Source organism: Luteimonas sp. Soil_C_5 (genome assembly GCF_057656615.1).
Map to the genome: position 1 here is coordinate 114,040 of NZ_JBDGKA010000001.1, position 24,880 is coordinate 138,919.

At 69.1% G+C, this 24,880-nt stretch carries 23 protein-coding genes and 8 tRNA genes; 13 read left to right on the forward strand and 18 right to left on the reverse strand.

Features of this window, described 5'->3' with window-relative positions; all coding sequences use genetic code 11:
* Positions 1-10 precede the first annotated feature (10 nt).
* The 6 genes from pgsA to AC3A5K_RS00530 all read left to right on the forward strand — a co-directional run bounded on the left by pgsA (position 11) and on the right by AC3A5K_RS00530 (position 2,300).
* Complete coding sequence (pgsA, locus tag AC3A5K_RS00505) at positions 11-610, forward strand: CDP-diacylglycerol--glycerol-3-phosphate 3-phosphatidyltransferase (protein ID WP_487615566.1); 600 nt, start codon at positions 11-13, stop codon at positions 608-610.
* 36 nt (positions 611-646) lie between these two features.
* Positions 647-722 (forward strand) — tRNA-Gly (locus AC3A5K_RS00510).
* Between the two features lie 75 nt (positions 723-797).
* Positions 798-871 (forward strand) — tRNA-Cys (locus tag AC3A5K_RS00515).
* 41 nt (positions 872-912) lie between these two features.
* Positions 913-988, forward strand: a tRNA-Gly gene (locus tag AC3A5K_RS00520).
* Between the two features lie 98 nt (positions 989-1,086).
* Positions 1,087-1,173 (forward strand) — tRNA-Leu (locus AC3A5K_RS00525).
* Positions 1,174-1,322: 149 nt separating this feature from the next.
* The gene (locus tag AC3A5K_RS00530) at positions 1,323-2,300 is read left to right on the forward strand and encodes a GGDEF domain-containing protein (protein WP_487615567.1); all 978 of its coding nucleotides are present in this window, start codon (positions 1,323-1,325) and stop codon (positions 2,298-2,300) included.
* Positions 2,301-2,435: 135 nt separating this feature from the next.
* On the opposite strand, the gene AC3A5K_RS00535 is transcribed toward AC3A5K_RS00530, so the two are convergent.
* Together AC3A5K_RS00535 and AC3A5K_RS00540 are read right to left on the reverse strand one after the other, a co-directional pair.
* Positions 2,436-2,738, reverse strand: coding sequence for a hypothetical protein (locus AC3A5K_RS00535; RefSeq protein WP_487615568.1), 303 nt, complete (start codon positions 2,736-2,738; stop codon positions 2,436-2,438).
* Positions 2,738-3,004 (reverse strand): hypothetical protein, encoded by a 267-nt coding sequence (locus AC3A5K_RS00540; RefSeq protein WP_487615569.1) that lies wholly within the window; start codon positions 3,002-3,004, stop codon positions 2,738-2,740. The genes AC3A5K_RS00535 and AC3A5K_RS00540 overlap by 1 nt, the downstream gene beginning before the upstream one ends.
* A 193-nt stretch (positions 3,005-3,197) precedes the next feature.
* On the opposite strand from AC3A5K_RS00540, the gene AC3A5K_RS00545 reads away from it, so the two are divergent.
* Positions 3,198-4,829 carry an FMN-binding glutamate synthase family protein gene (locus tag AC3A5K_RS00545; protein WP_487615570.1) on the forward strand — a complete coding sequence of 544 codons (1,632 nt, stop codon included), beginning with the start codon at positions 3,198-3,200 and terminating at the stop codon, positions 4,827-4,829.
* A 32-nt stretch (positions 4,830-4,861) separates the two neighbouring features.
* Here AC3A5K_RS00545 and arsC read toward each other — a convergent pair whose 3' ends face one another.
* From arsC to AC3A5K_RS00590, 9 genes are all read right to left on the reverse strand, one after another.
* A complete protein-coding gene (gene arsC / locus AC3A5K_RS00550) occupies positions 4,862-5,218 on the reverse strand; it encodes an arsenate reductase (glutaredoxin) (protein ID WP_487615571.1) in 357 nt (118 codons plus the stop codon).
* A complete protein-coding gene (locus AC3A5K_RS00555) occupies positions 5,215-6,510 on the reverse strand; it encodes a dicarboxylate/amino acid:cation symporter (protein WP_487615572.1) in 1,296 nt (431 codons plus the stop codon). Before AC3A5K_RS00555 ends, arsC begins: the two co-directional genes overlap by 4 nt.
* Before the next feature lie 57 nt (positions 6,511-6,567).
* On the reverse strand, positions 6,568-7,044 hold the full coding sequence (locus tag AC3A5K_RS00560; protein WP_487615573.1) for a GNAT family N-acetyltransferase: 477 nt from the start codon (positions 7,042-7,044) through the stop codon (positions 6,568-6,570).
* Between the two features lie 114 nt (positions 7,045-7,158).
* Positions 7,159-8,256, reverse strand: a complete 1,098-nt coding sequence (locus tag AC3A5K_RS00565; RefSeq protein WP_487615574.1) for a dipeptide epimerase — start codon at positions 8,254-8,256, stop codon at positions 7,159-7,161.
* 16 nt (positions 8,257-8,272) lie between these two features.
* A complete protein-coding gene (locus tag AC3A5K_RS00570; protein WP_487615575.1) occupies positions 8,273-9,688 on the reverse strand; it encodes a C40 family peptidase in 1,416 nt (471 codons plus the stop codon).
* 311 nt (positions 9,689-9,999) lie between these two features.
* Positions 10,000-10,076 (reverse strand) — tRNA-Asp (locus AC3A5K_RS00575).
* Positions 10,077-10,608: 532 nt separating this feature from the next.
* Positions 10,609-10,685 (reverse strand) — tRNA-Asp (locus AC3A5K_RS00580).
* Positions 10,686-10,700: 15 nt separating this feature from the next.
* A tRNA-Val gene (locus AC3A5K_RS00585) sits at positions 10,701-10,775 on the reverse strand.
* A gap of 20 nt (positions 10,776-10,795) precedes the next feature.
* A complete protein-coding gene (locus AC3A5K_RS00590) occupies positions 10,796-11,071 on the reverse strand; it encodes an HU family DNA-binding protein (RefSeq protein WP_487615576.1) in 276 nt (91 codons plus the stop codon).
* A gap of 259 nt (positions 11,072-11,330) precedes the next feature.
* Here AC3A5K_RS00590 and AC3A5K_RS00595 point away from each other — a divergent pair, with 259 nt between their 5' ends.
* Positions 11,331-13,313 carry a SurA N-terminal domain-containing protein gene (locus AC3A5K_RS00595; RefSeq protein WP_487615577.1) on the forward strand — a complete coding sequence of 661 codons (1,983 nt, stop codon included), beginning with the start codon at positions 11,331-11,333 and terminating at the stop codon, positions 13,311-13,313.
* A gap of 245 nt (positions 13,314-13,558) precedes the next feature.
* Here the strand turns inward: AC3A5K_RS00595 and AC3A5K_RS00600 are convergent, their stop codons facing one another.
* Both AC3A5K_RS00600 and gloB read right to left on the reverse strand, forming a co-directional pair.
* Entirely contained in the window at positions 13,559-14,743 is a 1,185-nt protein-coding gene (locus AC3A5K_RS00600) for a lytic transglycosylase domain-containing protein (protein ID WP_487615578.1), read from the reverse strand.
* A complete protein-coding gene (gene gloB, locus AC3A5K_RS00605; RefSeq protein ID WP_487615579.1) occupies positions 14,740-15,504 on the reverse strand; it encodes a hydroxyacylglutathione hydrolase in 765 nt (254 codons plus the stop codon). Before gloB ends, AC3A5K_RS00600 begins: the two co-directional genes overlap by 4 nt.
* A 44-nt stretch (positions 15,505-15,548) precedes the next feature.
* Between gloB and AC3A5K_RS00610 the strand changes: the two genes are divergently transcribed.
* From AC3A5K_RS00610 to dnaQ, 3 genes are read left to right on the forward strand one after another with little or no spacing between them, the layout of a single operon-like run.
* A complete protein-coding gene (locus AC3A5K_RS00610; protein WP_487615580.1) occupies positions 15,549-16,202 on the forward strand; it encodes a methyltransferase domain-containing protein in 654 nt (217 codons plus the stop codon).
* A gap of 22 nt (positions 16,203-16,224) precedes the next feature.
* Complete coding sequence (rnhA, locus tag AC3A5K_RS00615; RefSeq protein WP_487615581.1) at positions 16,225-16,671, forward strand: ribonuclease HI; 447 nt, start codon at positions 16,225-16,227, stop codon at positions 16,669-16,671.
* A gap of 23 nt (positions 16,672-16,694) precedes the next feature.
* Positions 16,695-17,417 (forward strand): DNA polymerase III subunit epsilon, encoded by a 723-nt coding sequence (dnaQ, locus tag AC3A5K_RS00620; protein ID WP_487615582.1) that lies wholly within the window; start codon positions 16,695-16,697, stop codon positions 17,415-17,417.
* A gap of 21 nt (positions 17,418-17,438) precedes the next feature.
* Here the strand turns inward: dnaQ and AC3A5K_RS00625 are convergent, their stop codons facing one another.
* The gene (locus AC3A5K_RS00625; RefSeq protein ID WP_487615583.1) at positions 17,439-18,143 is read right to left on the reverse strand and encodes a PP2C family protein-serine/threonine phosphatase; all 705 of its coding nucleotides are present in this window, start codon (positions 18,141-18,143) and stop codon (positions 17,439-17,441) included.
* 311 nt (positions 18,144-18,454) lie between these two features.
* Between AC3A5K_RS00625 and AC3A5K_RS00630 the strand changes: the two genes are divergently transcribed.
* Positions 18,455-20,839, forward strand: a complete 2,385-nt coding sequence (locus AC3A5K_RS00630; RefSeq protein ID WP_487615584.1) for a PAS domain S-box protein — start codon at positions 18,455-18,457, stop codon at positions 20,837-20,839.
* A 429-nt stretch (positions 20,840-21,268) separates the two neighbouring features.
* Here the strand turns inward: AC3A5K_RS00630 and AC3A5K_RS00635 are convergent, their stop codons facing one another.
* Entirely contained in the window at positions 21,269-22,615 is a 1,347-nt protein-coding gene (locus AC3A5K_RS00635) for a sigma-54-dependent transcriptional regulator (protein ID WP_487615585.1), read from the reverse strand.
* Positions 22,616-22,769: 154 nt separating this feature from the next.
* Positions 22,770-22,860, reverse strand: a tRNA-Ser gene (locus AC3A5K_RS00640).
* Between the two features lie 115 nt (positions 22,861-22,975).
* On the opposite strand from AC3A5K_RS00640, the gene AC3A5K_RS00645 reads away from it, so the two are divergent.
* A complete protein-coding gene (locus AC3A5K_RS00645; RefSeq protein WP_487615586.1) occupies positions 22,976-23,386 on the forward strand; it encodes a DUF6165 family protein in 411 nt (136 codons plus the stop codon).
* Between the two features lie 12 nt (positions 23,387-23,398).
* Here AC3A5K_RS00645 and AC3A5K_RS00650 read toward each other — a convergent pair whose 3' ends face one another.
* Positions 23,399-23,761: a hypothetical protein gene (locus AC3A5K_RS00650; RefSeq protein ID WP_487615587.1), complete on the reverse strand. Its 363-nt coding sequence runs from the start codon at positions 23,759-23,761 to the stop codon at positions 23,399-23,401.
* Entirely contained in the window at positions 23,758-24,834 is a 1,077-nt protein-coding gene (locus tag AC3A5K_RS00655; RefSeq protein ID WP_487615588.1) for a glycosyltransferase family 9 protein, read from the reverse strand. Before AC3A5K_RS00655 ends, AC3A5K_RS00650 begins: the two co-directional genes overlap by 4 nt.
* Positions 24,835-24,880 lie beyond the last annotated feature (46 nt).

Here is a 24,880-nt window from a genome sequence, read left to right on the forward strand (position 1 = left end):
CAGGCTTGAGATGAAATTCACGATTCCCACCTGGCTCACGCTGCTCAGGATCATGATGATCCCGGTGCTGGTGCTGGTGTTCTACCTGCCGTTCAAATGGACCAACTTCGCCGCCGTGCTGGTGTTCGGACTGGCATCGCTGACCGATTGGCTCGACGGTTGGATCGCGCGCAAGTACCACCAGTACTCGGCCTTCGGCGCATTCCTCGATCCCGTGGCGGACAAGCTGATGGTCGCGGTCGCGCTGTTCCTGATCGTTCAGGGACATCCCACACCGTGGATGGCGTTCTGGGCTGCGGTGATCGTGGGCCGCGAGATCGCGGTGTCGGCGCTGCGCGAGTGGATGGCCGAACTTGGACAGCGCGCTGCGGTGAAGGTCGCGGCGATCGGCAAGATCAAGACGATCGCGCAGATGGTGGCGCTGCTGTGCCTGCTGTATTCGGTCACGCCCGAGCGTCCGCCGCGGCCCGAGCCGTGGATGGGCCACGCGATCTTCGTGATCGGCGACTACCTGCTGGCGATCGCCGCACTGCTGACATTGTGGTCGGGACTCGCGTATCTACGTGCCGCGTGGCCGATCATGCGTGCAGCAGAGAAGAACAAGTATTGACACATCGCCGGCGAACGGTAGAATTTCGCCTCCCAAGCGGGAATAGCTCAGTTGGTAGAGCGCAACCTTGCCAAGGTTGAGGTCGAGGGTTCGAGCCCCTTTTCCCGCTCCAGTTTCGAAGGCGAAACCCCGGGCAGTACGCGGGGTTTCGTTTTGTCGGCAGACTCCGGTCGGTCGAAGGGTCACCGGCCTGGTGGCAGAGTGGTTATGCAGCGGATTGCAAATCCGTGTACGCCGGTTCGATTCCGACCCAGGCCTCCAGCCGGCGCTTCCATCGGGCCTGGCGTTACAATCGGTTCATTGCGGGAATAGCTCAGTTGGTAGAGCGCAACCTTGCCAAGGTTGAGGTCGAGGGTTCGAGCCCCTTTTCCCGCTCCAGTTTCGAGAAAGGCTCCGCGCAAGCGGGGCCTTTTTTCGTTGTGGCGTGACGTCCGTGGTTCCAATCGCACGCATGCTCAGGCACGCTGTCGCCGCCTGCCCGGATGGCGAAACTGGTAGACGCACCGGACTTAAAATCCGTTGGCCGCAAGGTCGTGCCGGTTCGATTCCGGCTCCGGGCACCAGGTATCGACGCGAATTGCGCACCCGGCGAGGTGCGGCGTCGGGCAATGCAGCCGGCTTTCACCGGCCCGGGCCTAGAGTGTGCCCACTGGCGCAGGGGCGCCCATGACACGGGGGGCGCGATGCGCAGGGTGCGCGGCATCGCGAACGCATGATTTCCAGATTCAGGGACAACTTCCGGCTTGCGATCATCTCGCTGCTCGGGCTGACAGGCGCCTGTGCGCTGTCGGGCTTTCTGGTCTGGCGGCTGGCGCGTGGCGACTGGGCCGAAGCGCTTTTCGATGGTGTGGTCGTGGCGGGCATCGTCGCCCTCGTATGGCTGGCGTGGCGCGAGCGTCGACTGGCGCTGGCCGGCACGCTGATGGTGGCCTTCAACACCGGCGCCTGCCTCGTCGCATCGGTGCTCATCGGCGAGGCCGCCGACGGCTGGATCTACGTCGTGCTGATGACCAACTTCTACATCGCCGGCACGCGCATGGCGGCGGTCAGCGGGCTGGTGCTGGTGATCGCGGCGACGTTCGCACTGTGGTGGCGGAACGACGCGTATCACCTGAGCACGGTCGTGACGTGGATCCTCGTCTACGCATTTTCCTATGCGTTCTCGCGGCGCGTTCGCCTGCACAGCGATTCGTTGGAGCGACGTGCGAACCGCGACCCGCTGACCCAGATGTCCAATCGCGGTGTGCTCGAATCGCGGCTCGGCATGATCGTGTCCGGTCGCGACCGCGGACGCTTTGGTCTGCTGATCCTGGACATCGACCGGTTCAAGTCGATCAACGACGCGTTCGGTCACGGCGCGGGCGATGTCGTGCTGGTCGCGCTGGCGGACGTGCTGCGCGACGCGCTGCGCAAGGGCGACAGCGTCTACCGGTTCGGCGGCGAGGAGTTCGTGCTCGTGCTGCCCATCGGTTCGGAAGCCGCGTTGTCCACGGCGGCCGAACGTATCCGGCTTGCAGTGTCGGAGCAGCTGGCGAGTCCCGGTGGACCGGTGACGGTGTCGATCGGTGGCGCGATGCACGACGGCGAACCGGACTGGCAGGACTGGTTCGCGCGTGCCGACGCGGCCCTGTATCAGGCCAAGCGCGCGGGGCGCGATCGCGTGCACGTCGCTTCGCCGCTGGAAAACTGACGCAGGCACGATGTGCGGAGTCAGAGGCGCATCAGCGCGCTTGGATGTATCGAGTGGCGATGGTTCGCGTGCCTGGCGTATCGGCCGAATGCCGAGCCATTTGCATTGCACACCATGGACGCTGCGCGTCGAGGCTTAGGCCTGTCCGTCGACCCAGGTGCGGGACGCGAGCTCCGCCGCGCGCGTCGCCTTTGCATCACTGCGCCGACGCCGCATCGAACGTCGCATGCAACGCAGGCGACGCCGCCAGCGCAGCGCGTTGCCGATGACGAGCAGGATCGCCAGCGCGATGGAGAGCGCGAGTGCCCAGGGCGCAAGCGGGGCGATGCCACCGATGATCGAGCCGCTGGTCCGCGACATCGCCATCGAGAAGACCGCCCCGGCCAGCACGACGTAGACCGGCAGTACGCACATCCGCCACAGGGCGCGTGCCGACATCATCGCAGCGCCTCCGGCATGGCCTGGACACTGGCTTCGAACTCAGCCGGCTCGATGACGGTCGCCGATGGCGGCATCGATGCACCGAACCGCCAGTGGTGGGCGGCATCGCCGCGCACGCTTTCCCACGATGTCTGCCTGGGCGCGTGTTCCCAGATGTCGCGGAGCGCCGGCTCGATCTCGTGCCAGTCCGCATCCGGATGACCGGCGCGGACTGCGCGGGCCATTTCGGCAAGGATCACCTGGTGGTGGAGGTCACGGCGCATCGGAGCGGGCGGTCGGCGTCGGGAACTGCAGGCTAGGCGCCGCGATGCCAAAGCCCGTGAAGCTGTTGGCGCGGACCGCGTCGTTCAGCCTTGACGGCGTGGGCGCCCGCATCGGGCTACGCTGCACACGGTTTTCCGCGCGCGCATTGCCGCAGACCGGAAGCCTTTCGCACGTTCAACGAGAAGGAGTCCAATGGTCCGCTATCTCGCGTACGGCACGAGTGCAGTGATGGTGCTGGTGTCGCTGTTCTATGCGATCCGCACGGGAAGCCCGGGCTGGATCGTCGCCACGGTGGTGTTCGGCGCGCTCGTCGTGCTCGGCACGTTCGACATCCTGCAGCCCCGCGCGACGCTGCGCCGGCTGTATCCGCTGACCGCGCATTTCCGCTACGGCCTGGAATCCTTCCGGCCCGAAATCCGCCAGTACTTCATCGAGGACGACCAGGACGAGGTGCCGTTCTCGCGCCAGCAGCGCGCGCTGGTCTATCAGCGGGCCAAGAACGTCAGCGACGTCGTGCCGTTCGGCAGCGAGTTGCCGATGTACGGCTCGCAGTACGAATGGATCAATCACTCGCTGATGCCGGCGCATGCGGACTCGCACGACTTCCGGATTCCGGTCGGCGAGGAACGCGCGCAGCCGTATGCGGCCAGCGTGTTCAACATTTCGGCGATGAGTTTCGGTTCGCTGTCGGCGAACGCCGTGCGGGCACTGAATCTGGGTGCGCAGCGCGGCCGCTTCTATCACGACACCGGCGAGGGCGCGATCGCGTCCTACCACCGCGAGCACGGCGGCGATCTGGTCTGGGAAATCGGCTCGGGCTACTTCGGCTGCCGCGATGCGCACGGGCGCTTCGACGAGGACCGCTTCGCCGCGCAGGCGGTGGATCCGCAGGTGCGGATGATCGAACTCAAGCTGTCGCAGGGCGCGAAGCCCGGCCACGGCGGCATGTTGCCGGGTGCGAAGGTCACCCCCGAGATCGCCGAGACGCGTGGCATTCCGGTGGGGCAGGACTGCGAATCGCCGGCGGCGCACACCACGTTCTCGACGCCGCTCGGCCTGCTCGAATTCGTCGATCGCATGCGCACGTTGTCCGGCGGCAAGCCGACCGGGTTCAAGCTGGCGATCGGCCATCCCTGGGAGTGGTTCGGCATCGCGAAGGCGATGCTCGAGAGCGGCATCCTGCCGGACTTCATCGTCGTCGACGGCGCCGAAGGCGGCACCGGCGCCGCGCCGTCCGAGTTCATCAACCATGTCGGCCTGCCGATGCAGGAAGCGCTGATGCTGGTGCACAACACCCTGGTTGGCGTGGGCCTGCGCGAGCGCGTGCGCATCGCCGCGGCCGGCAAGATCACCAGCGGGTTCGACATCGCCCGCGCACTGGCGATGGGCGCGGACTGGTGCAATGCGGGGCGGGGTTTCATGTTCGCGCTGGGCTGCATCCAGTCGCGCAGCTGTCACACCGATCATTGCCCGACCGGCATCGCGACCCAGGATCCCGCGCGCTGGCGCCTGCTCGACGTGCCGGACAAAGCAGACCGCGTATTCCATTTCCACCAGAACACGCTGCGCGCGCTGCGCGACATGCTGGGTGCGGCGGGGCTGGAGCATCCGATGCAGCTGGGGCCGGAACACATCCTGCGTCGCGTGTCGCCGACCGAGGTCCGCTCGCTGGCGGCGCTGTACCGCTTCCTCGAGCCGGGCGAACTGCTGGGCGGCGTGCCCGAGCACGCTGTGTTCCGCGCGTTCTGGCCGGTCGCTCGGTCCGACAGCTTTGCGCCGCCGGCGAAGGTCGGCGCGATGCACGCTGCCAAGCGCACGTCCTGAGGCGCTGCGGCGGCGTCAGCCGCCCGCGCAGCTCAGTCGAGCAGGGTGAGCAGGCGCTCGGTCGGGCGGCCGATGACGGCCCGTGTACCGCGGACCAGGATGGGGCGTTCGATGAGTTTCGGATGCGCCGCCATCGCGGCGAGGATCGCCGCGTCGTCGATGCCCGGATTGTCCAGGCCGAGCGCCGCGTACTCGGGCTCACCGGTGCGCAGCAACGCGCGCGGCGTCAGCCCGAGTTGCGCCACCAGCGACTGCAGCGTGGCGACGTCGGGCGGCGTCTCCAGATAGCGCACGACGCGCGGGGTGATGCCGCGTTCGTCCAGCAGCGCCAGCGCCGCGCGTGATTTCGAGCAGCGCGGGTTGTGGTACAGCACATAGATATCGGTCATGCGGGAGTTCCAGGATCGGGCGCGTCGGCAGGCGCGCCGCTGTGTCGGGCGACGACGCCGGTGGCGGTCATGTCGGCACTGGTATTGGCAACGGTGGCGAACACGTCGGGCAGGGTGTCGACGGCCAGCAGCACGCCGAGCGGTTCGACCGGCAGCCCCATCGCCTGGGTCACCGGCAGGTTGTTGGTCATGAAGCTCACCTGGCCCGGCAGGCCGACCGAGCCCATGCTGACCACGACGCTCAGGCCGATCGCGATCGCGAGCTGCGCGGCGCCGAGCTCGATGCCGTACATCCAGGCGATGAAGATCACCACGCTCAGATACTGCGTGGGGCTGGCGACGCGGAACAGCGACACCGCCATCGGCAGCACCAGCGACGTGACCGCGAGTGGATAACCCAGCCGCGTACGCGCGTTGTCGACCATGACCGGCAACGACGCCAGCGACGACTGCGTGCTCGCCGCGATCGCCTGCACCGGCAGCAGCGCGGCGGCGAATCGCGGCAGCCGCTCGCGTGCGACCAGCACGGCGACCGCGTACATCAGCAGGGTGATCGCGATGTACAGGGTGCACTGCAGCGCGATGTAGTAACCCAGCGCGGCCAGCACGCCGAGTCCGACGTGCGCACAGACCGCCAGCACCAGGGCGAATACGCCGACCGGCGCCGTCCACAGCACCCAGCGCACGATGACGAGCATCGTGTCGCCGATGGTGCGCACCAGTTCCAGCATGCGCTCGCGCCGCGCCGGTTCCAGCCGGGTCAGCGCGAATCCGAAGAACATCGAGAACACCACCAGCGGCAGCATCGCGCTGGCTGCGGCGGCCGCGATCGCGTTGCTGGGAATCACGCTGGTGATCCACAGACCGAAGCCCGGCGCCTGCGGCAGGACTTCGGGCGCCTGGATCGCGGCACGGAACAGGGCGACCTGGGTCTCGTCGCGCGGCATCAGAGACAGGAACGCGGGCGCGGCGAATGCGGCGAAGGTGCCGCAGGCGACCAGCAGGATCACGAAGACCGCCATGGCCAGGCGTGCGGTCCTGCCGGACGCGGCGGCATCGGCCGCGGAATTCACGCCGACGATCACCAGCGCCGACACCAGCGGCACGACCGTCATCTGCAGGGCGTTGAGCCACAGGCGGCCGATCGGCTGCGCGATCGTGGCGGCGCCGTCGGCGATCGCGGGATCCCAGGCGGCGAGGCCGATGCCGACGAGGGCGCCCATCACCAGTGCAAGCAGCACGCGCGCCGGCATCGAAAGTCCGCGGCGGGGCGGAGAAGGCAGGGTGGTCATCGGCACCGCGCGACTGGAAGGGCCCGCGCAGCATGCCATGCGCCCGACCCGCGCCGGTCAGGCGGCATCGGAGGCCGGTGCCGCGGCGAGATCGCGCGTGAGCATGTCGCGGTGGTCGTCGCGGAAACCCGCGCGCAGGTAGAGCGCCTTTGCACGCGCGTTGTGGTGATGGACTTCGAGACGGAGACAGGTCGCGCCCCAGGCCTGCGCCTGTTCGGCGGCAAGCGCCAGTGCGGCGGCGCCCAGGCCGCGACCGCGCGCCTGCGTGGCGACGAAGAGTTCGTCGAGCAGCACGAACGGCCCGCCATGCTCCAGGCTGAAACCGCGGGTGAGCACGAGATAGCCGGCCTCGCCGGATGCGCCCAGCAGCAGGATCGCGCCATGCGCGGGATCGGCCATCAACGCCGACGCGCCGGCGGCTACGCGATCCCGATCGAACGGAATGCGATCTTCCGCATAGAAGGTCTGCATCATCGACAACAGGGCGGGCAGGTCGGCGGGCGTGGCCAGGCGGGTCTCGGGGCGGAGGCTCATGGGCGGGTGTTCCGTGGAGATGTGGGTGTCAAAAGCGGGACGTCTGCGCGTCGTCGGTGGACGCTGGCAGCGGATGCGCCGCGCCGGTACGCCGATGGCTTCGAAGCCGTCATTTCAGTGCGCCACAGGTTCGATGCCGGCGATCGACGTGATGCCGAGTCCGGCACCTTCGCCGATCGCAATGGCCGCATCGTCGAAGCGCACGCCGCCCTCGACCGGATCGCGCGTGCACAGCGAGGGACCGTCCAGATCGACATACCGGATCACGTGGGATCTGGCGGCGGCAAGATGGGCGGCGGCCGCGACGCTGATGCTGCTTTCGATCATGCAGCCGACCATGCAGTGCATGCCGTGCAGGGCCGCGATGTCGGCGAGCAGGATCGCCTGCGACAGGCCGCCGGTCTTCATCAGCTTGATGTTGACGATATCGGCCGCGCGCATGTGGATCAGCTCGATCAGCGCACGCGGGCCGAACACGCTTTCGTCGGCCATCACCGGTGTCACGACGCGGTCGGTGACGTACTTCAGCCCCGCGAGGTCGTGTGCCCGCACCGGCTGCTCCAGTAGCTCGGGCAGGATGCCGGCACCCTCCAGCCGGTGCATCGCGTGGACGGCCTGCTTCGGCGTCCAGCCCTGGTTGGCGTCCAGCCGCAGGCGTGCGCGGTCACCGACGGCCGCATGGATCCCGTGGATCCGCGCGAGATCCTGGTCGAGGTCCAGGCCGATCTTGATCTTCAGCGCGTCGAAGCCGCGATCCACGGCCGAGCGGGCCTCGGCGATCATCGCATCGAGGGTGTCGACACTGATGGTGATGTCCGTGCGCAGCGTCGGCGTGCCGCCCCCGAGGATGCGGTAGAGCGGCGCGCCGTGCAGTTGCGCGAACAGGTCGTACAACGCGATCTCGACCGCGGCCTTCGCGCTGGTGTTGTGCTCCAGCGCGGTCTGCACCAGACGGGTGAGGTGGGTGAGATCGCCGATGTCGCCGCCGATCAGGCGCGGCGCGATGCCGGTCGAAATCGCCGCGATGATCGATCCGTGTGTGTCGCCGGTGATCACTGCGGTAGCGGCCGCGGCGCCATGGCCGACATGACCGGTGTCGGTCTCGATCATGACGACCACGTCCTCGACCTGCGTCACGGTGCGCAGTGCGGTCTTGAACGGCGTTCTCAGCGGCACGCGCAGCATGCCGAGGCGGATGGCGGTGATCTTCATGGGCGACGTCCGGGACTCAGCGCACGCGCTGGATGCTGGTGATGCGGTCGATCATGCGCGTGCCGTCGGCATCGGCCAGCAGCGGCGTCATCGGCGTGACCACGACGCCGTTGAGCGCCTGCCGGCGGATCGCGCCGTCCGGTTCGCGCAGGTGCGTGCCGGCAGTGTCGTGGATCACCCAGGGTTCGCCGTCGACGTGACCGATGACCAGCATCACGTGGCCCGGAATGAAGACCATGTCGCCCACATCGGCGTCGCGCAGCAGCTGCAGCCGCTGGGCGTAGGGCGTGCCGGGCGCCACTTCGATGCGGTCCAGTGCTGGGCTCACCGACTGCGCGCTGGTATTGCGCGGCAGCAGCACGCCGACGCTGCGATAGATCTCGGAGACGAAGCCGCTGCAGTCGCGCGCGTTGTAGCGATGGCCCCAGCCGTAACGTTCGCCGAGGAACTTGAAGGCCTGACCGATCAGGTGCGCCCGCGTCAGCGGCAGGATGTCCGTCGCCACGTCGGCCGCACGCGGAATCGCCGCCGGCGCGAACGCCAGCGCGCCATCGTCGCCGCGCACCGGCAACTCCACGACGTAGCCATAACCCGGCAGCTGTCCGTTGAGCGGTGCGTCCGCAGGCCAGTCGAGCCGCGGGACACGGACACCCATCTCGAGTTGCACGTCGGACACGGCCGGGGCGTCCGGCGTATGGACGGTGCGCGCCGTCGCGCCGGTGACGACGAGGCCTTGCGCCGCGCGCGCGACGTAGGCCGCGACCGCATCGTGCGGACCCAGGGCCACGTGCGCGCGTTCGATCCACGCGGTGTAGCGTTCGCTCACCACGAAGTACCAGGCGCCGTCGCGACTGGTGTGCAGTACGGCCACGGGCGCGCCGGGAAACAGCGCGTCTTCCTGGAAACGGTCGATATCGGTGTCGCCGGGACGGCTGAAGACAGGTTGCGACGTGGGGAACGCGCGCAGGTCGGCACGCCGAAGTACCAGGCCGGTACGCGGCGTCACAGACTCGGGAATCGCATCGAGCGCGAGCGTGGACTCGAGCGCATCCAGCGCAGCGGCGTCGAGCGCGCCGTCTACGGTGTAGCGCGGTTGGCTGGGTCGTGCGGAGACGCCGGCAATCCGCGCGGTCACGGCGGCACGGTCCAGGCTGCGCGGCAGAGCCAGTGGATCGTGCAGGGTGTTGTCCAGTCGTCGCATGCGTGCGTCCTGGGCCGCGATCCCGGTGCGGTCCAGCAGCGGTGCGTCCGGCGCATCGAGTCGATCGATCCAGAATGCGGGCGACAGCATCGGTTCGATGAGGCCGGGCATCGTCGACGCGGCATCGCCGGACGATCCCGCGCGCACGGGCGCGTGCAGCAGCATGGCAACGGCCAGCAGCGCGAGCAGCGCGAGCGGGCGGGCAGGTGTGGACTTCGGGAACATGCGCATCGCGTCTCCTGCAGGCGCACGCGAAGCGGGCGGCCGCCTGTCGATCGGCATTCGAGGATATGGGGTTTTCGGATGGCGGCAACACGCGCGCAGCGTCGAAGTGCGATGCACTGCAGGCGTGCGCGTGCGTAGCGCGGTGCGCATCGAGACGGAGCGTGCAGCGAGGCGACGCACTGCCGGGTGTCGCGGCATCAGGGCGATGCAGGAATCGGCACCGCAGGCGGGCAGTGCATGGGCGCCGCAGGCGTTCAGAACGACGTACGCCACATACGAAAAAGCCCCGCATCGCTGCGGGGCTTCGTCGTTACATATGGCGGAGCGGACGGGACTCGAACCCGCGACCTCCGGCGTGACAGGCCAGCATTCTAACCAACTGAACTACCGCTCCAAGGCGCGAGATTCTACATCAATCTCCGGGTTTGGGAAGAGGAAAATTCAACTTCGTTGCAATCGGTCTCAAGGGCGGTGGCGCGTGGTCATGGACGCGTGTGCCGGGACGCATTCGGGATGCGTGAGCGTGCCGCGTCGCACCGTCGTCGGAGTGCGATGCGATGTCATGCATCGACATCGATGCCGTGTCGTTGCTTGCGATCTCCGGCCATCCGCAGTCGCATGAGCGGCGCGCGTACAAGCGCGTCTCTGTTCCTGCGTCTGCGTGATGCACGCGCAAACAGCGCACAGGAGAAGCGGGTCCGTACGGGCGCGGGGGATGTGCGCTGTCGTCTGATTCCAGATCAGAGAACGACCAAGGGTCCAGCGCAGATGTGGCGCGCATCTTCAAACGACCAGAGGTTGACCGCCAGATCGAACGGGCAGGGCGAACGCGTCAGGCGACGCCAATGGACGCTCGCGGCTTCCACACAGCGACCAATGCAGAGGCGAAAAAAAACCCCGCATTTCTGCGGGGTTTCCGGTGTAACTGGCGGAGCGGACGGGACTCGAACCCGCGACCTCCGGCGTGACAGGCCAGCATTCTAACCAACTGAACTACCGCTCCGCGCTTTGAAACTATTGGTGGGTGCTGAGGGTTTCGAACCCCCGACCCTCTCCGTGTAAAGGAGACGCTCTACCGCTGAGCTAAGCACCCATGCGGAACAACCAAGCCGCTTACTTTACCGCATCCTTCAGCGCCTTGCCAGCCTTGAACGCAGGCACGGTCGAGGCGGCGATCTGGATCGGCTCCTTGGTCTGCGGGTTCAGGCCGGTACGCGCAGCGCGCGGACGGGCGACGAACGAACCGAAGCCGACGAAGTTGGCGGAATCGCCGCTCTTCAGCGTCTCGGTGATCGTGTCGAGCACCGCGTCGACAGCGCGGCCGGCATCGGCGCGCGACAGGCCGGCCTTTTCGGCGACGGAAGCGATGATGTCATTCTTGGAAGCCATGCGAATTCCTCTTCTTTGATTTGTACGCGGTGTATGGCGTCTTGGGAAACCGGGTCGTCAGGCGTGCGCGACGACCCCGGGGAGAGCGTTCGGAGGCGCATGGTACGCGATCGTTCCGGGGAATACGACTTCATCCCCGGCTCCACTGTGAACACGCGATCGGGTCTCGGGACCGGACGCGGCGGCCCCGGAAGCGCGCGCCTGCGCCCGCGTCACCATGCGGTTAAACTGCCCGGCTCGCCCCTCCAGTGTCCGAACAATGCTGCAAGCGCTTCGAGATAAGACCAGTGGTTGGATCGCCATCGCCATCGTGGCGGTCCTGGCGGTTCCGTTCGCATTCTTCGGCATGGAGCAGTACCTGTTCCAGAACAATGCCGACTACGCCGCCAAGGTGGAGGCACCGCCGAAGTGGTGGCGCTCCGCGCCCGACGTGTGGCTGGTGCGCAAGGTCGCCTGGTCGAGCACCGAAGTGAGCACCGAGGAATTCCGCCAGGCGTTCGACGCGATGCGCGAACAGCGCCGCGAGGCCGAGGGCGAGAACTTCGACGCACGCGGGTTCGAGACCATCGAGAGCAAGCGTGAGGTGCTCGAGCAGCTGATCGACCGCGCGGTGCTCGCACTGGCCGCCGATCGCGCGAACATCGTCGTCGGCGATGCGCAGGTGGAAGCGCTGATCCGCACGATTCCCGCGTTCCAGGTCGAGGGCCGGTTCGATCCGCAGCGTTACCAGCTCGCCCTGCAGTCGGCGCAGCCGCCGCGCACGCCGTCCGAGTTCGATGCGTCGATCCGTCTCGACATGCAGCGCGCGCTGGTGCCGCAGGCGATTTCCGAATCCGCATTCGTCACCACCGGCGAGTCCGAGCGTCTGATGCGTCTGCTCGGCGAACGTCGCGACGTGAGCTTCGTCATCGTGCCGCCGCCGGCCGCGGACGAAGCCCCGGTGGCCGCTGCCGATCTGCAGTCGTGGTTCGAATCCAACGCCAACCGCTACCGCGAGCCGGAGAAGGTCGCGCTGGAATACATCGAAGTGCGCAGCGAAGCGCAGGCGGGTGAGGGTGCGGTCGACGAAGCCGAAGCGCGTGCCCATTTCGAACAGGTCAAGTCGCGTTTCAGCGCCGCCGAGCGTCGTCTGGCCTCGCACATCCTGGTGGAGGTGCCGGCCGATGCCGACGCCGCCGCCCAGGAGACCGCGCGGGCCAAGGCTGCGGAGATCGCCGCGCAGGCCAAGCAGCCGGGCGCGGATTTCGCAGCGCTGGCGCGCGCAGAATCCGATGATCCGGGTTCGAGCGAGAGTGGCGGCGATCTGGGTTGGGTCGAGACCGGGATGATGGCCGGTGCGTTCGAGGACACCCTGTTCAAGATGCAGGCCGGTCAGGTCAGCGATCCCGTGCGCACCGATTTCGGCTGGCACGTGCTGCAGCTGCGCGAAGTCGATGCCGGCCGCGCGGTGGCATTCGAGGACGTGCGCGAAGAGATGGAGCGCGAGGTCCGCGACAACGAAGGCTCGCGTGGGTACAACGAGCTGGTCGGCCGTATTGTCGACGAGATCAACCGTCATCCCATGTCGCTCGAGCAGGCCGCGGCAGCTGGCAATCTGCAGGTGCAGACCATCGCCCCGTTCGCGCGTGGCGCCGGTAGCGGCATCCCGGCCAACAGCGCCGTGGTGCAGGCGGCGTTCTCCGAAGCGCTGACCCAGGACGGCACGGTCAGCGATGCGATCGAGGTGGGTCCGAACCACACGGTCTTCATTCGCGTCACCAGCCACACGCCCGAGCGCGCGCAGACGCTGGATGAAGTGCGGACCCGCGTCACCGCCGAAGTGCGCGGCGACCGTGCGCGTCGTCAGGCCGAAGCGGCTGCCGATGCGATGGTGGCCGAACTCAAGGGCGGCGCCACGCTGGCCGCGCTGGCCGAAGGCCGTTCGCTGGAAGCGCAGTCGATCCCGGGCGTGCCGCGTGGCGCGCCGGTGCCGGATGCGGTCGCCAACCAGGCCTACTTCCGCGCGGCCCCGCCGGCCGAGGGCGCAACGACGCCGGGTCGCGTGATACTGGCCGATGGTCGTGCGGTGGTGTTCACCGTCGACCGCGTGATCGTGGGTGATCCGGCGGAGGCGAGCGAGCAGGAGCGGACGATGCTGCGCCAGCAGCTCGGTGCACTGCTCGGCAGCGAAGATGCCGAGGTGCTGCAGAAGGCCCTGCGCAGCGAGATGAAGATCACCGTCAACGAGGCCCGCCTCCTCTGACCGATCCAGAACGCCCGGCACTGCCGGGCGTTCTGCTATGGGATGTCCACAACGGCCTGCGCGCACGGCGGACCACCCGGGCCGGGACCTGACACTTCGACGCCGCCACCCGCAGCAGCCGCTCGGCTCGCGTCGGCTGGACAGGAAAACGCCCGGCATTGCCGGGCGTCGTCATGTCTGGTGCCGGCCTGCGCGCCGACAGCGGTGTTCGGGGCCCGACGCGGCCACGTGGGCCACGCGGTAGATCAGGGGCCGTCGTCGATCGTGAGCTGCATGCCCGGGCGCAGCACGCTGCGACCGTCGAGATCATTGCGACGCAGCAGGGCCTGGCTGCCGACGTCGTACCGGCGCGCGATCGACCAGATCGAATCGCCGCGCACCACGGTGTGGGTACGGCCGGTCACCGACTGCGCCTCGGGCGCCGCGGTGTCGACGGCATCGGGTTCCGGCGGCGCCTCGGCCATGAACACCGGCGCGGTCGCGGCCGCCTGCGGCACCAGGATCTGCACCGGCTGGCCGATCCGGGCCACGCGCCCGTCCGCATGGGCGGGGTTGAGCCGGCGCAGCTGCTGGGCGTCGGTTTCGTGCCGCGAGGCCAGGGTGTCGAGGTCGCGGATGCCGGCCGGCACCGGGATCGCCTGCAGCACCGGCACATCGCGGTCGAGTGCGGCCATCCAGCCGTCGCGGGTTTCTGCTTCCTTGATCAGGCAGGACAGCGCGTGCAGCTTGCGGACATAGCTGTGGGTGACGTCCGGCATGGCCAGTGCGGCAGGCTCGGCGCTGGCGGGCGCCTGGCCTGCGCGCTTGAGCGCACCGAGCACGCGGTACTCGCCGGCGTTATAGGCCATCACCGCCAGCCGCCAGTCGCCGGCGAACATGCCGTGCAGGGTCTTGAGATAGCGCACCGCAGCCGTGGTCGCGTCGGCCGGGGACAGGCGTCCGTCATAGCCGGGGCGGATCGGGATCTCGTGGTTGCGCGCGGTCACCGCGATGAACTGCCAGAGCCCCGCGGGGCCGGAAGCGCTGCGTGCGCCGGGCCGGTAGCCGCTTTCGACGAACGGGATCAGGGCGTATTCGGTCGGCAGGTGGGCCTCGCGCATCGCCTCGACCACGTAGCCGAACAGCGGCAGCACATCGTTGCTGCGCGAGGCGAGCTGACGCGGCACGTGTCCGAAGTGCGAACGCCAGCGTGCGCTGGCGTCGTCGCGGCAATCCTGGTCGGCCAGGCCGTCGATAAACCGGCGGTAGATGTCCTGGCCGTTACGGACCGCAGGACCGCCGGCAGTGCCGGCGTTGCCGGCCATCGCGGTGGAGAGGCTGGCCTGCGCCGGCGCGGGCGCCGCGCCCTCCGTGCCGGCGATACCCGACAGCGCCGGCATCGCCGCGAGGACGAGCGCCGCGGCGAGCCGGGTCCCACGACGCGCCGTCATGCGCGGAAACCGTCCTTCCAGCGCCGCAGCGCGGCGAACACCTCGACCCGGTCGGCGGGCGCGTGACCGAGCTGCGCGGTCACCGCTGCGTGGATCGCAGGCGCCTCCGTACGGAGGAAAGGATTGCAGGCCAGCTCGGACTGCAGCGGGACGGGAAGCGTGGGCCGGTGGGCACTGCGCATCGCGATGATCTCCTGTTCGCGGCGCTCGAGCGCCGCATTGTCCGGGTCCACGCTCCGCGCGAACGCGGCATTGGACCGGCTGTATTCATGGCCGCAACAGACCAGGGTCTCGGCGGGCAGGGCCGCCAGACGGTCGAGCGAGGCCAGCATCTGGGAGGGCGTACCTTCGAACAGACGCCCACAGCCAAGGCTGAACAGGGTATCGCCACAAAACAAGTGGCCGTGACCGGAAAATGCGATGTGGGTCGCGGTATGGCCCGGGACGGCGATGACATCGAACCCGCCGCCGCGCCAGTCCACCCGGTCGCCATCGCCGACGCGGCGTGTCGCGAACGGGATGCGCGGATCCTCGGGTGCGACGATTTCCAGCGCCGGCCAGCGCGCCCGCAGTGCCGCCACGCCGCCGATATGGTCGTCGTGATGATGCGTGAGCAGGACCATGTCGGGCGCCGCGCCGGCGTCGGCGGCTGCCAGGACCGGCGCCGCATCGCCGGGATCGACGACGATCGTGCCGGCATCGTCGGCTTCCAGCATCCAGATGTAGTTGTCGTCGAAGGCGGGCAGGGGCGTCAGTCGCATCGTCTCGGGTCGGTGCCGGCCGTGAAGCCCGTACAATGCGGACCATGCCCGCGATCCTCCCGACCGGTCAACCTGCCGCCGCCAGCGACTGGTTCGACACCCCCGCCGGCCGCGCGATCCTCGACAGCGAGCACGTGCTGGTCGCCGAGGCGCTCGGTGTGCATCCGGGGCTGCCCTGGCTGTGGCTGTCGCCGGGCACGCCGGGGTACGAGATCGAAGGCCGCGGGCTGCACCTGGTGCGGCGCGGCGCCGGCCTGACCGGCGTGGTCCGCTGCAGCTGCCCCCTGCCGCTGCCGAGCGAGGCTTTCGGCGCCGTCGTCCTGCAGCACGTGGTCGGCGCGCACCGCAATGATCGCGAGCTGCTGCACGAAGCCGCGCGGGTACTGGCACCGGGCGGCCACCTCACGCTGCTGGTCCTCAATCCGCTGACGCCCTACCGCTGGCGTTGGCGGGGCTGCGGCATCGCCAGCGCCGAACCGCTGGCCTGGCGCCGGCGCCTGCGTGATGCCGGCCTGGCGCCCGATGCCGTGTCGCGCGGTGTCGGCCCCAGCTGGCGCGTGCAGCCCGTGGATGACATCCAGAACGGCCCGGGCCTGCGCGCGGCGTTCGCCCTGCGCGGCCAGAAGCGCCATCTGCCCCTGACCCCCGTGCGCCGGACGCGTGCGCTGCCGATGCCGGCCGCCGCGCCGGCCACCTGACGCCCGTACCTGCAGGACATCGATGAAGTCGATCGAGATCTATACCGACGGCGCATGCCTCGGCAATCCCGGCCCCGGCGGCTGGGGCGCGCTGCTGCGCTACCGCAGCACCGAGCGCGAACTCAGTGGCTACGAGTCGCAGACCACCAACAACCGCATGGAGTTGATGGCCGCGATCATGGCGCTGGAAGCGCTGACCGAGCCCTGCCAGATCGACCTGCACACCGATTCGCAATACGTGCGCCAGGGCATCACCGAGTGGATGCGCAACTGGGTCAAGCGCGGCTGGAAGACCGCCTCCGGCGGCGCGGTGAAGAACCAGGACCTGTGGCAGCGGCTGCAGCTCGCCAGCGACCGCCATACGATCGAATGGCACTGGGTCAAGGGCCACTCCGGCCATCCCGAGAACGAGCGCGTCGACGCGCTCGCCACCGCTGCTGCGCGCGCCCAGCGCGGCGCCGCCGCCTGACCGTTTCCAGGAGCCCGCACGCGATGCGCCAGATCGTCCTCGATACCGAAACCACCGGCCTAGAATGGAAGAAGGGCAACCGGGTGGTCGAAATCGGCTGCGTCGAACTCGTCGAGCGCCGACCGACCGGGCGCACCTATCACCAGTACATCCGTCCCGACTGCGATTTCGAACAGGGCGCGGCCGAAGTCACCGGTCTGAGCCTCGAGTTCCTGGCCGACAAGCCGCCGTTCGAGGCCATCGCCGATGCCTTCCTCGCCTTCATCGACGGCGCGGAGCTGGTGATCCACAACGCCGCGTTCGACGTCGGCTTCCTCGATCACGAGCTGTCGCTGCTGGGCGCGCACTACGGCAACATCCGCAGCCGCGCCCGGGTCGAGGATTCGCTGCTGCTCGCGCGCCAGCGCTTCCCGGGCCAGCGCAATTCGCTCGATGCGCTGTGCAAGCGCCTGGGCGTGGACAACGCCCATCGCCAGCTGCACGGCGCGCTGCTCGATGCCCAGCTGCTCGCCGAGGTCTACCTGTCGCTGACCGCGGGCCAGCACGAGATCGGATTCGCCGCGCCTGCGGAATCGGCGTCGAAGGTGTCGCGCCTGGCGACTTTGCAGCCCACCGGCGCACGGCCGGCGCTGCAGGTGCCCGAAGTGGATCTGGCGCTGCATGCCGCGCGGGTCGAGGCGATCCGCAAGCGCGCCGGCAACTGTCTCTGGGATCCCGCGCCGGCCGAAGCCGCGCTCAGCGCCTGAGGCGGAGCCGCCCGGCCCGGATCACTGCCGGCGGATCAGGATCACGGTGACGTTGTCCGAGCCGCCGCCATCGAGCGCGGCGGCCACCAGCCCGTCCACGCATTCCTGCGCGCTGCATTCGGTGTGGGCCAGCACGCGTGCGATCACGTGGTCGTCGACTTCCTCCGTCAGGCCGTCGCTGCACAGCAGCAGCTGGGTGCCGGGTGCCAGCTCGCCGGACAGCGTCTCGACATTGAGCGCATCCGGGTCGGTCACGCCCAGCGCCTGGGTCACCACGTTGCGGTGCGGATGGCTGCGCGCCTGGTCGACGCTGATCGCGCCCTTGGCGATCAGTTCCTGGACGTAACTGTGATCCTGCGACAGCTGCGCCAGCGTGCGGTCGTGCCAGAGGTAGACCCGGCTGTCGCCCACCCACGCCACTTCGAACCGCGGGCCGGTCACGCGTGCAGCCACGACGGTGGTGCCCATGGGCAGGCTGTCGTTGCGCCGCCGCGACGCCCGGATGATTTCCTCGTCGGCGACCCGGATCGCGACCGGCAACGACGCGCCGCCGCGGATCTCGCGGACGATGGTCTCGCGCGCCAGCGCGCTGGCGACCTCGCCGTACTCGTGACCGCCCATGCCGTCGGCGATCAGCCACAGGCCGAGCTCGCTGTCGCCGTAATAGGTGTCTTCGTTGAGGTCGCGACGCAGGCCGACGTGCGTCAGATGCCCGAACTCGATCATGCGATTCCCGACGCGCGCGCGGACGGCTGATGCTGCGGACAACGGCGTGGGCGTTGCAGGTCGGCCATCGGCAAGGGCGGGCGCTCGCGGGGCGCTGCGGTGGGATCGAATGCGGTAGGCATGCGGCATTGTGAGGCCAGATCGGCCGGTGCGCATAGGCCGGCCGCGGGCAGCGCGGATCCATCGCGCGTGTGCGAGCCCGGTCCGCAGGCAGTGCACCTGCCATGGGGCAGTCCCATGGGGACCCGCTCGCATTTGCGGCATGTCAACGGCGCTGGCGTAAAGTGAAGCCCCGTCCTGGTCGCCCGTCGATGTCCGAGTCCGCAGCTGCCTGGCCCTGGTGCACCGGTGAGATGGCCGCGAGATGTCGCGCGTTCGACTGGGGCGCCACGCCGCTGGGTCCGATCGACGCCTGGCCCGACGTGCTGCGGCACACGCTGGCGACGATGCTCGAATCCACGGTGCCGATGGTCGTGGCCTGGGGCAGCCCCGGCATCTATCTCTACAACGACGCCCTGCGCACGATGCTCGGCCAGCGCCATCCGCGCCAGTTCGGTCAGCCGCTGGTCGACGCCTGGCCCGAGATCCGGACCGAGGTCGCCGACATGCTGGAGACGGCGCTCGCCGGCCGCACCAGGCAGTTGCGTGGCACGCCGTTCGACCTCCTGCGCAACGGCAGCAGCGAGCGGGTGCTGTTCGATGTCGATTGCTCGCCGATCCGCGACGCGGCCGGCACGCCGGCCGGCTTGCTGCTGGTGATACGCGAGCTCGCGCGCGAGAGCGCCGTGCGCGAGGCGGAGGCGGTCGGCCGGCGCGAGCATTCGCTGCTGGCGCTCAGCGACGCGATCCGCGACCTGAGCGATCCGGGCGAGATCCACGATGTCGCGGCGATGCTGCTCGGCGCGCATCTGCATGTGGACCGCATCGGTCACGCCGATGGTCGCCGCGGCGGCTTCATCGTCCGCGAAGGCTGGGAGCAGGGGCGTGCGCAGAGCGCGTGGCCGGCGGCATCGCTGGGCGTGTGCCTGTTCGGCGACGGACATCTGCAGGGCGGCGTGGTCGTCGACGATACCGCCCGCGATCCGCGGCTGACCGTGGCCATGCGCACGCTGCTGCAGGCGCACGACGTGCTGGCGGTCGGTGCCCCGGCGCCGCGCGGCAGCGGCATCGACCGGTTCGCCGCCCTCAGCCGGACGCCGCGGCAGTGGACCACGGACGAACTGGATCTGCTGCGCGAAGTCGGCGAACGGGTGCACGCCGCGACCGAGAAGGCGCGCGCCCGGTTTGCGCTCGCCAGCAGCGAAGCGCGCTTCCGCGCGGTGGCCGAGCAGGCCGCGGCCGGCATCGTGATGGCCGACCGCGACGCCCGGCTGGTCTACGTCAACGATCGCCATTGCGAGGTCATGGGCCGGGCGCGCGAGACCCTGATCGGCTGCACGATCCAGGAACTGACCCATCCCGACGACTGGCCGCACGATGCCGAGCGCATGGCGACGCTCTATCGCGACGGCACCGCGTTCACCGTCGAGAAGCGGGTCCTGGTCGATGGCCAGGCGCGCTGGGTGCGCCTGTCGGTCAGTCCCTGGCGCGATGCGGCCGGGGCCGTCGTCGGCAGCGTCGCGGTGAGTCTCGACCTGTCGTCGCGCCGGCTGGCCGAACATGCGTTGCGCGACAGCGAGGCCCGGTTCCGGCAGTTCGGCGACGCCTCGTCCGATGTGCTGTGGATCCGCGATGTGCGGACGCTGGCGCTGGAATACCTGAGCCCGGCATTCGAAGCGATCTACGGCCAGATGCGCGAGGTGTCCCTCGCCAATCCCGATTACTGGCTGTCGATGGTGCATCCGGACGATGTCGCCGCCGTGCGCGCGACCGTGCGCCGGGTGCGGCGCGGCGCACGCGCCAGCTACGAGTTCCGGATCGTGCGCCCGATGGATGGGAGGGTGGTCTGGGTCCGCAATACCGATTTTCCGATCTACGACGAGGCCGGCCAGCTCCAGCGTATCGGCGGGATCGGGCGCGACATCACGCGTGAGCGCGAAGACGGCGCGCTGATGGAAACCCTCGTGGCCGAACTGCAGCACCGCACCCGCAACCTCATCGCGGTGGTGCAATCGCTGGCCCTGCGCACGCAGCAGGAGAGCACCGATGTCACCAGTTTCGGCCGCCGGTTCGAACAGCGCCTGGATGCGCTGGGCCGGGTGCAGACCCTGCTGTCGAAACGCCCCGACGGTCAGCCGGTGACCTTCGACGCCCTGCTGCGCCAGGAGCTGGACGCGCATGGCGTCGGCGCGCCGGACACGCGCGTCGTGCTGCAGGGCCCGTCCGGCGTGGCCCTGCGCGCACGGGTGGTGCAGACCCTCGCGCTGGCGCTGCACGAGCTCACCACCAACGCCCTCAAATACGGCGCCCTGTCGGATGCCGGCGGGCGCCTCGAGATCGAGTGGGGCGTGCGTGACGCCCCGGGCACGCAGGGTCTGTTGCAGGTCAGCTGGCGGGAAACCGGCGTCCGCCGCGCGCCCGAAGTGATGTCGGGCGGCTATGGGCGCGAACTGATCGAGCGCGCATTGCCCTACCAGCTCAAGGCGCAGACCCAGTACCGGCTGCGCGAGGACGGCGTCGATTGCCTGATCGAACTGTCGCTCGGCAGCGGCCTGACGGCGCCGGTGGCGAAGAAGGTCCGCGCCGACCCCGGTTGAGCGGGGCGCGCTGTGCGTGTGGATGGCCAGCGATCCGATCGCGACCTCTGACACGGTTCGACATTGCGCAGATGCCGATGCCCTCACCGGGCGTCGCCAGGATCAATGTTGCATGCCGGCGCGGGAGGCAGCCGACGCTGCCTGCACCTCAGGTCGAAGCGGCGTCGCCAGCCTGGACGCGGCCACGCGCTGCACCGCTTTTCGCCCCGCCCGCTGTAATCGGCGTCGGCGATTGCGCAGTCGGAACCATCAGCTCACCTGCGCGGCGACAGGCAGCTTCGCTGTCCTGCAGGAACTCGCGCGCACGTGCCGGATCGCCGGCGTCCAGCGCGGAACGCGCCGCACTGATGGCGCAGGCGGCGCCGTTGACCGCATTGCGAAGCGCGTGCAGCCATTCGGAATCCACATCGGCAAGCATCTTCGGACGCGTCATTTCGACGGCGCGTCCTCGTTCGCCTGTCCGGCCAGGCGCGCAAGCTGGTTGTGCACCGTGCGCACGCTCACGCCGAGCGCGCGGGCGGTGGCGGTCTTGTCGTTTCCGAAGTGGGCCAGCGTCTTCAGCAGCGCACGGCGTTCGATCTCTGCCAGCGTGGTGCCGACCGAGAACAGGATCGAGGTGTCCGATTCCTTCCACACGGTGGCGCTGGGCAGGTTGGGGCGCACGTGCAGCGCATCGTCGTCCTGCAGCAGATAGGCGCGCTGGACGGCGCTGCGCAGTTCGCGCACGTTGCCGGGCCAGCTGTGGCGCAACAGGGGCGCCTCGCTGCCGGGCGCCAGATGCTTGTTGCGGTGGTAAAGCGTGTTGAGCTTGTCGATGAAATGACCCGCCAGCACCACCACGTCCTCACCCCGGTCGCGCAGCGTGGGCAGGGCCAGCGAAACGTTGTCGAGCGCGTAGTAGAGGTCTTCCCGCAGCGCCCGCTCACGCATCGCGTCCGCGGGATCGCGGCTGCTGGCCGCGATGATCCGGACCGAGGTGCGCCGGCTGGCGTCACCGGCCGGTGCAATGGCGATGCGCTCGAGCGTGGCCAGCAACTGCAGCTGGTGCGCCGCCGGCATGTCGTCGATTTCCTTGAGGAACAGCGTGCCGCCGTCGGCCTGCCGCAGCACGTCGTCCGTCAGTCCGGTGGTGCCGTGCCGCAGGGTCGCTTCCGGATCCGCCAGCAGTCCGGCGAGTTCCTCGCTGGAGGCGGCGCTGCAGTTGACCGCCGCGAAAGGCCCGGTGCGGCCGCTGGCAGCGTGCAGGGCGTGCGCAACGAGATCCTTGCCGGTGCCATGCTCGCCCCACAGCAGCACCGAGGCATCGGTCGGCCCGACGCGCAGCACCGTATCGATCACGCTGCGGATGCGCGGCGAGTTGCCGACGAGTTCGCTGACCGCCGAGAGATCCGCCGAGGGTCGGCCCGGGGCGCGGTAGCGGGCGGCGACGCGCTCCATCAACGCGCGCAGCTGGTTGGGATCGAGTGGCTTGACCAGGTACTCGATCACCGGCGCCGAGACGGCCCGCTTGGCAGAGTCGAGCGAGGGCTTGCCGGTGACGATGACGACCTGGCCGTGCTGCGCGAGATCGATGTCGTCGAGCAGGTCCAGCCCGGAACCGTCCGGCAACTGGAGGTCCAGCAGCAGGAGGTCGGCGCGCGAGCGGGCCAGGAACAGACGCCCCTCGGCGAGAGTGTCGGCAAGCTGCACCCGGAAGCCGGCCGAGAACGCCAATTGCCCGGCGGCACGCGCGAACGTGCCGTCATCGTCGAGTATCAGAGCAGTTGGCTGCGGCATCACGATCCTCCTGGAGGCAGGAACGCTATGCAGCGCGCAGTTAAGCCTGCGTGCAAGAAACGCCCGCGATCGGCGGCTGCCTGCAGCTATTGCGCACCAGCGGCGCGCAGAAGCCCAGAACGCAAAACGCCCCTTGCGGGGCGTTCGACGAAACTGGCGGAGAGGGGGGGATTCGAACCCCCGAGGCGCTATTAACGCCTGCCTGATTTCGAGTCAGGTACATTCAACCGCTCTGCCACCTCTCCAGTTTCCCGCAGGACCGCTGGGCGGCTCCGGGGGCGCAATCATACGGGGCGCCCGCGCGGGCGACAAGCGGTCGGCATTACACTGTCGGGCCACTTCGACGTCGTCAGGTTGCCCATGTCCGAAATTTCCGTGCCCGTGTCCTTCGGTGAGCTGCTGGACAAGATCTCGATCCTGCAGATCAAGTCCGAGCGGATGCACGACGAGGCCAAGCTCGCCAACGTGCGCGCCGAGCTGACCGCGCTGGAGAGCACCTGGATGGCGCACCCGGCAGCGGGCCACGACATCGTCCGCCTGCGCGCGGAGCTGAAGGCGGTCAACGAACGCCTCTGGGTGATCGAGGACGACATCCGCCTGAAGGAGAAGGCGCAGGCCTTCGACGACGAATTCGTGCGCTTGGCGCGCAGCGTCTACTTCGAGAACGACGGCCGCGCGCGGATCAAGAAGGAGATCAATCTGGCGCTCGGGTCCGCGTACGTGGAAGAGAAGTCGTACGAGGATTACGCCAGCGGCGCGGCCGCGCCCTGAAGCCGACGGCAATCACGGCCGGCGCGTGCCGGCCTTGTGCTCGATGTACTCGTCCATGCGGCTGAGCAGCCGCCACCACTCGCTGCCGTCGTCGCGGAACGTCCGCACGGCGCCGGCGCGGACGAGGATCCGCCGCAGTTCGTCGTCCTCGTAACCGCCCAGGTGCTTGCGCAGGACGTCGAACGAGCGGTCGGTATAGCCCTTGTGGCCGAGGAAGTGCCGCGCGGTGTCTTCGGCTGCGAACTCGGTCTTGTATTCGGTGCGCAGCCGTTCCAGCTGCTGCGCATGCAGCTGCCGGTTGAGCAGCCAGCTGACCGCGCCGCCGACGATCGCGCCCACCAGCGACGCGATCACACCGGCGACGAACGGCGTCACCGCACCAGGCCCAGGTCGGCGCGCCGCCGCTCGAACGCGGCGATCGCATCGTCGACGGTCACCAGCGACATGACGTCGTCGAATTCGATCTTGGTGCCCCACTTGAGGGCTGCGCCCGGCTTGCCGAGGAAGCGGCGCGCGGCGGCGTCGTAGCGGTCCACGCAGAACCGGCGGTCGGAATAGGGACCGCTGCGCTCGGGATTGCTGGCCGCGTGCAGGCCCAGGACCTTCGTGCCCATCGCGTTGGCGATGTGCATCGGGCCCGAGTCCGGCGTGACCAGCAGCTGCGCGCGGGCGAGCAGGGCGGGCAGCTGTTTCAGCGTGTCCTTGCCGACCAGGTCGAGCGCGGGCGCCGTCATCGCCGCCAGGATCGCATCGGTGGTCTCGCGCTCCAGCGCGCTGCGTCCGCCGCACAGCACGATGCGCCAGCCCGCGTGCGCGGCATGGTCGGCCAGCGCCGCGTAGCGGTCGGGCATCCAGTTGCGGCGCACATGGCTGGAACACGGCGAGATCATCAGCACCGGCTGGCCGTCGTCGGGCCACTGCGAGGCGGCCCAGGCATGGGCGTCGTCGGGCACCGGCAGATCCCATTCCACGCGGTCCTGGCGCAGGCCGAGCGGCTCGCAGAAGCTGCCGATCGCATCGAGCACGTGGATGCCCGGCCGGTCCGGGATGCGTTCGTTGACGAACAGCCCGTGCAGATCCTTCGACCGCGCGCGGTCGTAGCCCACGCGCCGGCGTGCAGGCACGAAGCCCGACAGCAGGTTCGCGCGCGCGGCCACCTGCATCTGCAGCAGCGCATCGAAGCGGCGCGCCTCGCCCAGCCGGGTCCCGAGCTCGCGACGCGCAGCGCGCATGCCGGCCAGGCCGCTCTTCTTGTCGTAGACCACGAGGTCGACGTCGGGCAGGCCGTCCAGCAGGCGCGCTTCGCCCTTGCCGATGAGCCAGGTCAGCGCGACATCGGGCCACGCACGCCGCAACGTCGCGATCAGCGGCAGGACATGGGTCACGTCGCCGAGCGCCGACAGCCGCAACAGGCAGATCGAACGGGGCCTGAAAGCAGGCGCGGACACGGCGGAACCGGGCGGGACAGGCGTCAAGGCTTGATAGACTCGCTGG

What these genes read in the sequence shown, in the direction of transcription:
- pgsA (WP_487615566.1), top strand. Translation starts at nt 11, where the DNA reads ATGAAATTCACGATTCCCACCTGGCTCACGCTGCTCAGGATCATGATG.
- AC3A5K_RS00530 (WP_487615567.1), top strand. Translation starts at nt 1,323, where the DNA reads ATGATTTCCAGATTCAGGGACAACTTCCGGCTTGCGATCATCTCGCTG.
- AC3A5K_RS00535 (WP_487615568.1), bottom strand. Translation starts at nt 2,738, where the DNA reads ATGTCGGCACGCGCCCTGTGGCGGATGTGCGTACTGCCGGTCTACGTC.
- AC3A5K_RS00540 (WP_487615569.1), bottom strand. Translation starts at nt 3,004, where the DNA reads ATGCGCCGTGACCTCCACCACCAGGTGATCCTTGCCGAAATGGCCCGC.
- AC3A5K_RS00545 (WP_487615570.1), top strand. Translation starts at nt 3,198, where the DNA reads ATGGTCCGCTATCTCGCGTACGGCACGAGTGCAGTGATGGTGCTGGTG.
- arsC (WP_487615571.1), bottom strand. Translation starts at nt 5,218, where the DNA reads ATGACCGATATCTATGTGCTGTACCACAACCCGCGCTGCTCGAAATCA.
- AC3A5K_RS00555 (WP_487615572.1), bottom strand. Translation starts at nt 6,510, where the DNA reads ATGACCACCCTGCCTTCTCCGCCCCGCCGCGGACTTTCGATGCCGGCG.
- AC3A5K_RS00560 (WP_487615573.1), bottom strand. Translation starts at nt 7,044, where the DNA reads ATGAGCCTCCGCCCCGAGACCCGCCTGGCCACGCCCGCCGACCTGCCC.
- AC3A5K_RS00565 (WP_487615574.1), bottom strand. Translation starts at nt 8,256, where the DNA reads ATGAAGATCACCGCCATCCGCCTCGGCATGCTGCGCGTGCCGCTGAGA.
- AC3A5K_RS00570 (WP_487615575.1), bottom strand. Translation starts at nt 9,688, where the DNA reads ATGCGCATGTTCCCGAAGTCCACACCTGCCCGCCCGCTCGCGCTGCTC.
- AC3A5K_RS00590 (WP_487615576.1), bottom strand. Translation starts at nt 11,071, where the DNA reads ATGGCTTCCAAGAATGACATCATCGCTTCCGTCGCCGAAAAGGCCGGC.
- AC3A5K_RS00595 (WP_487615577.1), top strand. Translation starts at nt 11,331, where the DNA reads ATGCTGCAAGCGCTTCGAGATAAGACCAGTGGTTGGATCGCCATCGCC.
- AC3A5K_RS00600 (WP_487615578.1), bottom strand. Translation starts at nt 14,743, where the DNA reads ATGACGGCGCGTCGTGGGACCCGGCTCGCCGCGGCGCTCGTCCTCGCG.
- gloB (WP_487615579.1), bottom strand. Translation starts at nt 15,504, where the DNA reads ATGCGACTGACGCCCCTGCCCGCCTTCGACGACAACTACATCTGGATG.
- AC3A5K_RS00610 (WP_487615580.1), top strand. Translation starts at nt 15,549, where the DNA reads ATGCCCGCGATCCTCCCGACCGGTCAACCTGCCGCCGCCAGCGACTGG.
- rnhA (WP_487615581.1), top strand. Translation starts at nt 16,225, where the DNA reads ATGAAGTCGATCGAGATCTATACCGACGGCGCATGCCTCGGCAATCCC.
- dnaQ (WP_487615582.1), top strand. Translation starts at nt 16,695, where the DNA reads ATGCGCCAGATCGTCCTCGATACCGAAACCACCGGCCTAGAATGGAAG.
- AC3A5K_RS00625 (WP_487615583.1), bottom strand. Translation starts at nt 18,143, where the DNA reads ATGATCGAGTTCGGGCATCTGACGCACGTCGGCCTGCGTCGCGACCTC.
- AC3A5K_RS00630 (WP_487615584.1), top strand. Translation starts at nt 18,455, where the DNA reads ATGTCCGAGTCCGCAGCTGCCTGGCCCTGGTGCACCGGTGAGATGGCC.
- AC3A5K_RS00635 (WP_487615585.1), bottom strand. Translation starts at nt 22,615, where the DNA reads ATGCCGCAGCCAACTGCTCTGATACTCGACGATGACGGCACGTTCGCG.
- AC3A5K_RS00645 (WP_487615586.1), top strand. Translation starts at nt 22,976, where the DNA reads ATGTCCGAAATTTCCGTGCCCGTGTCCTTCGGTGAGCTGCTGGACAAG.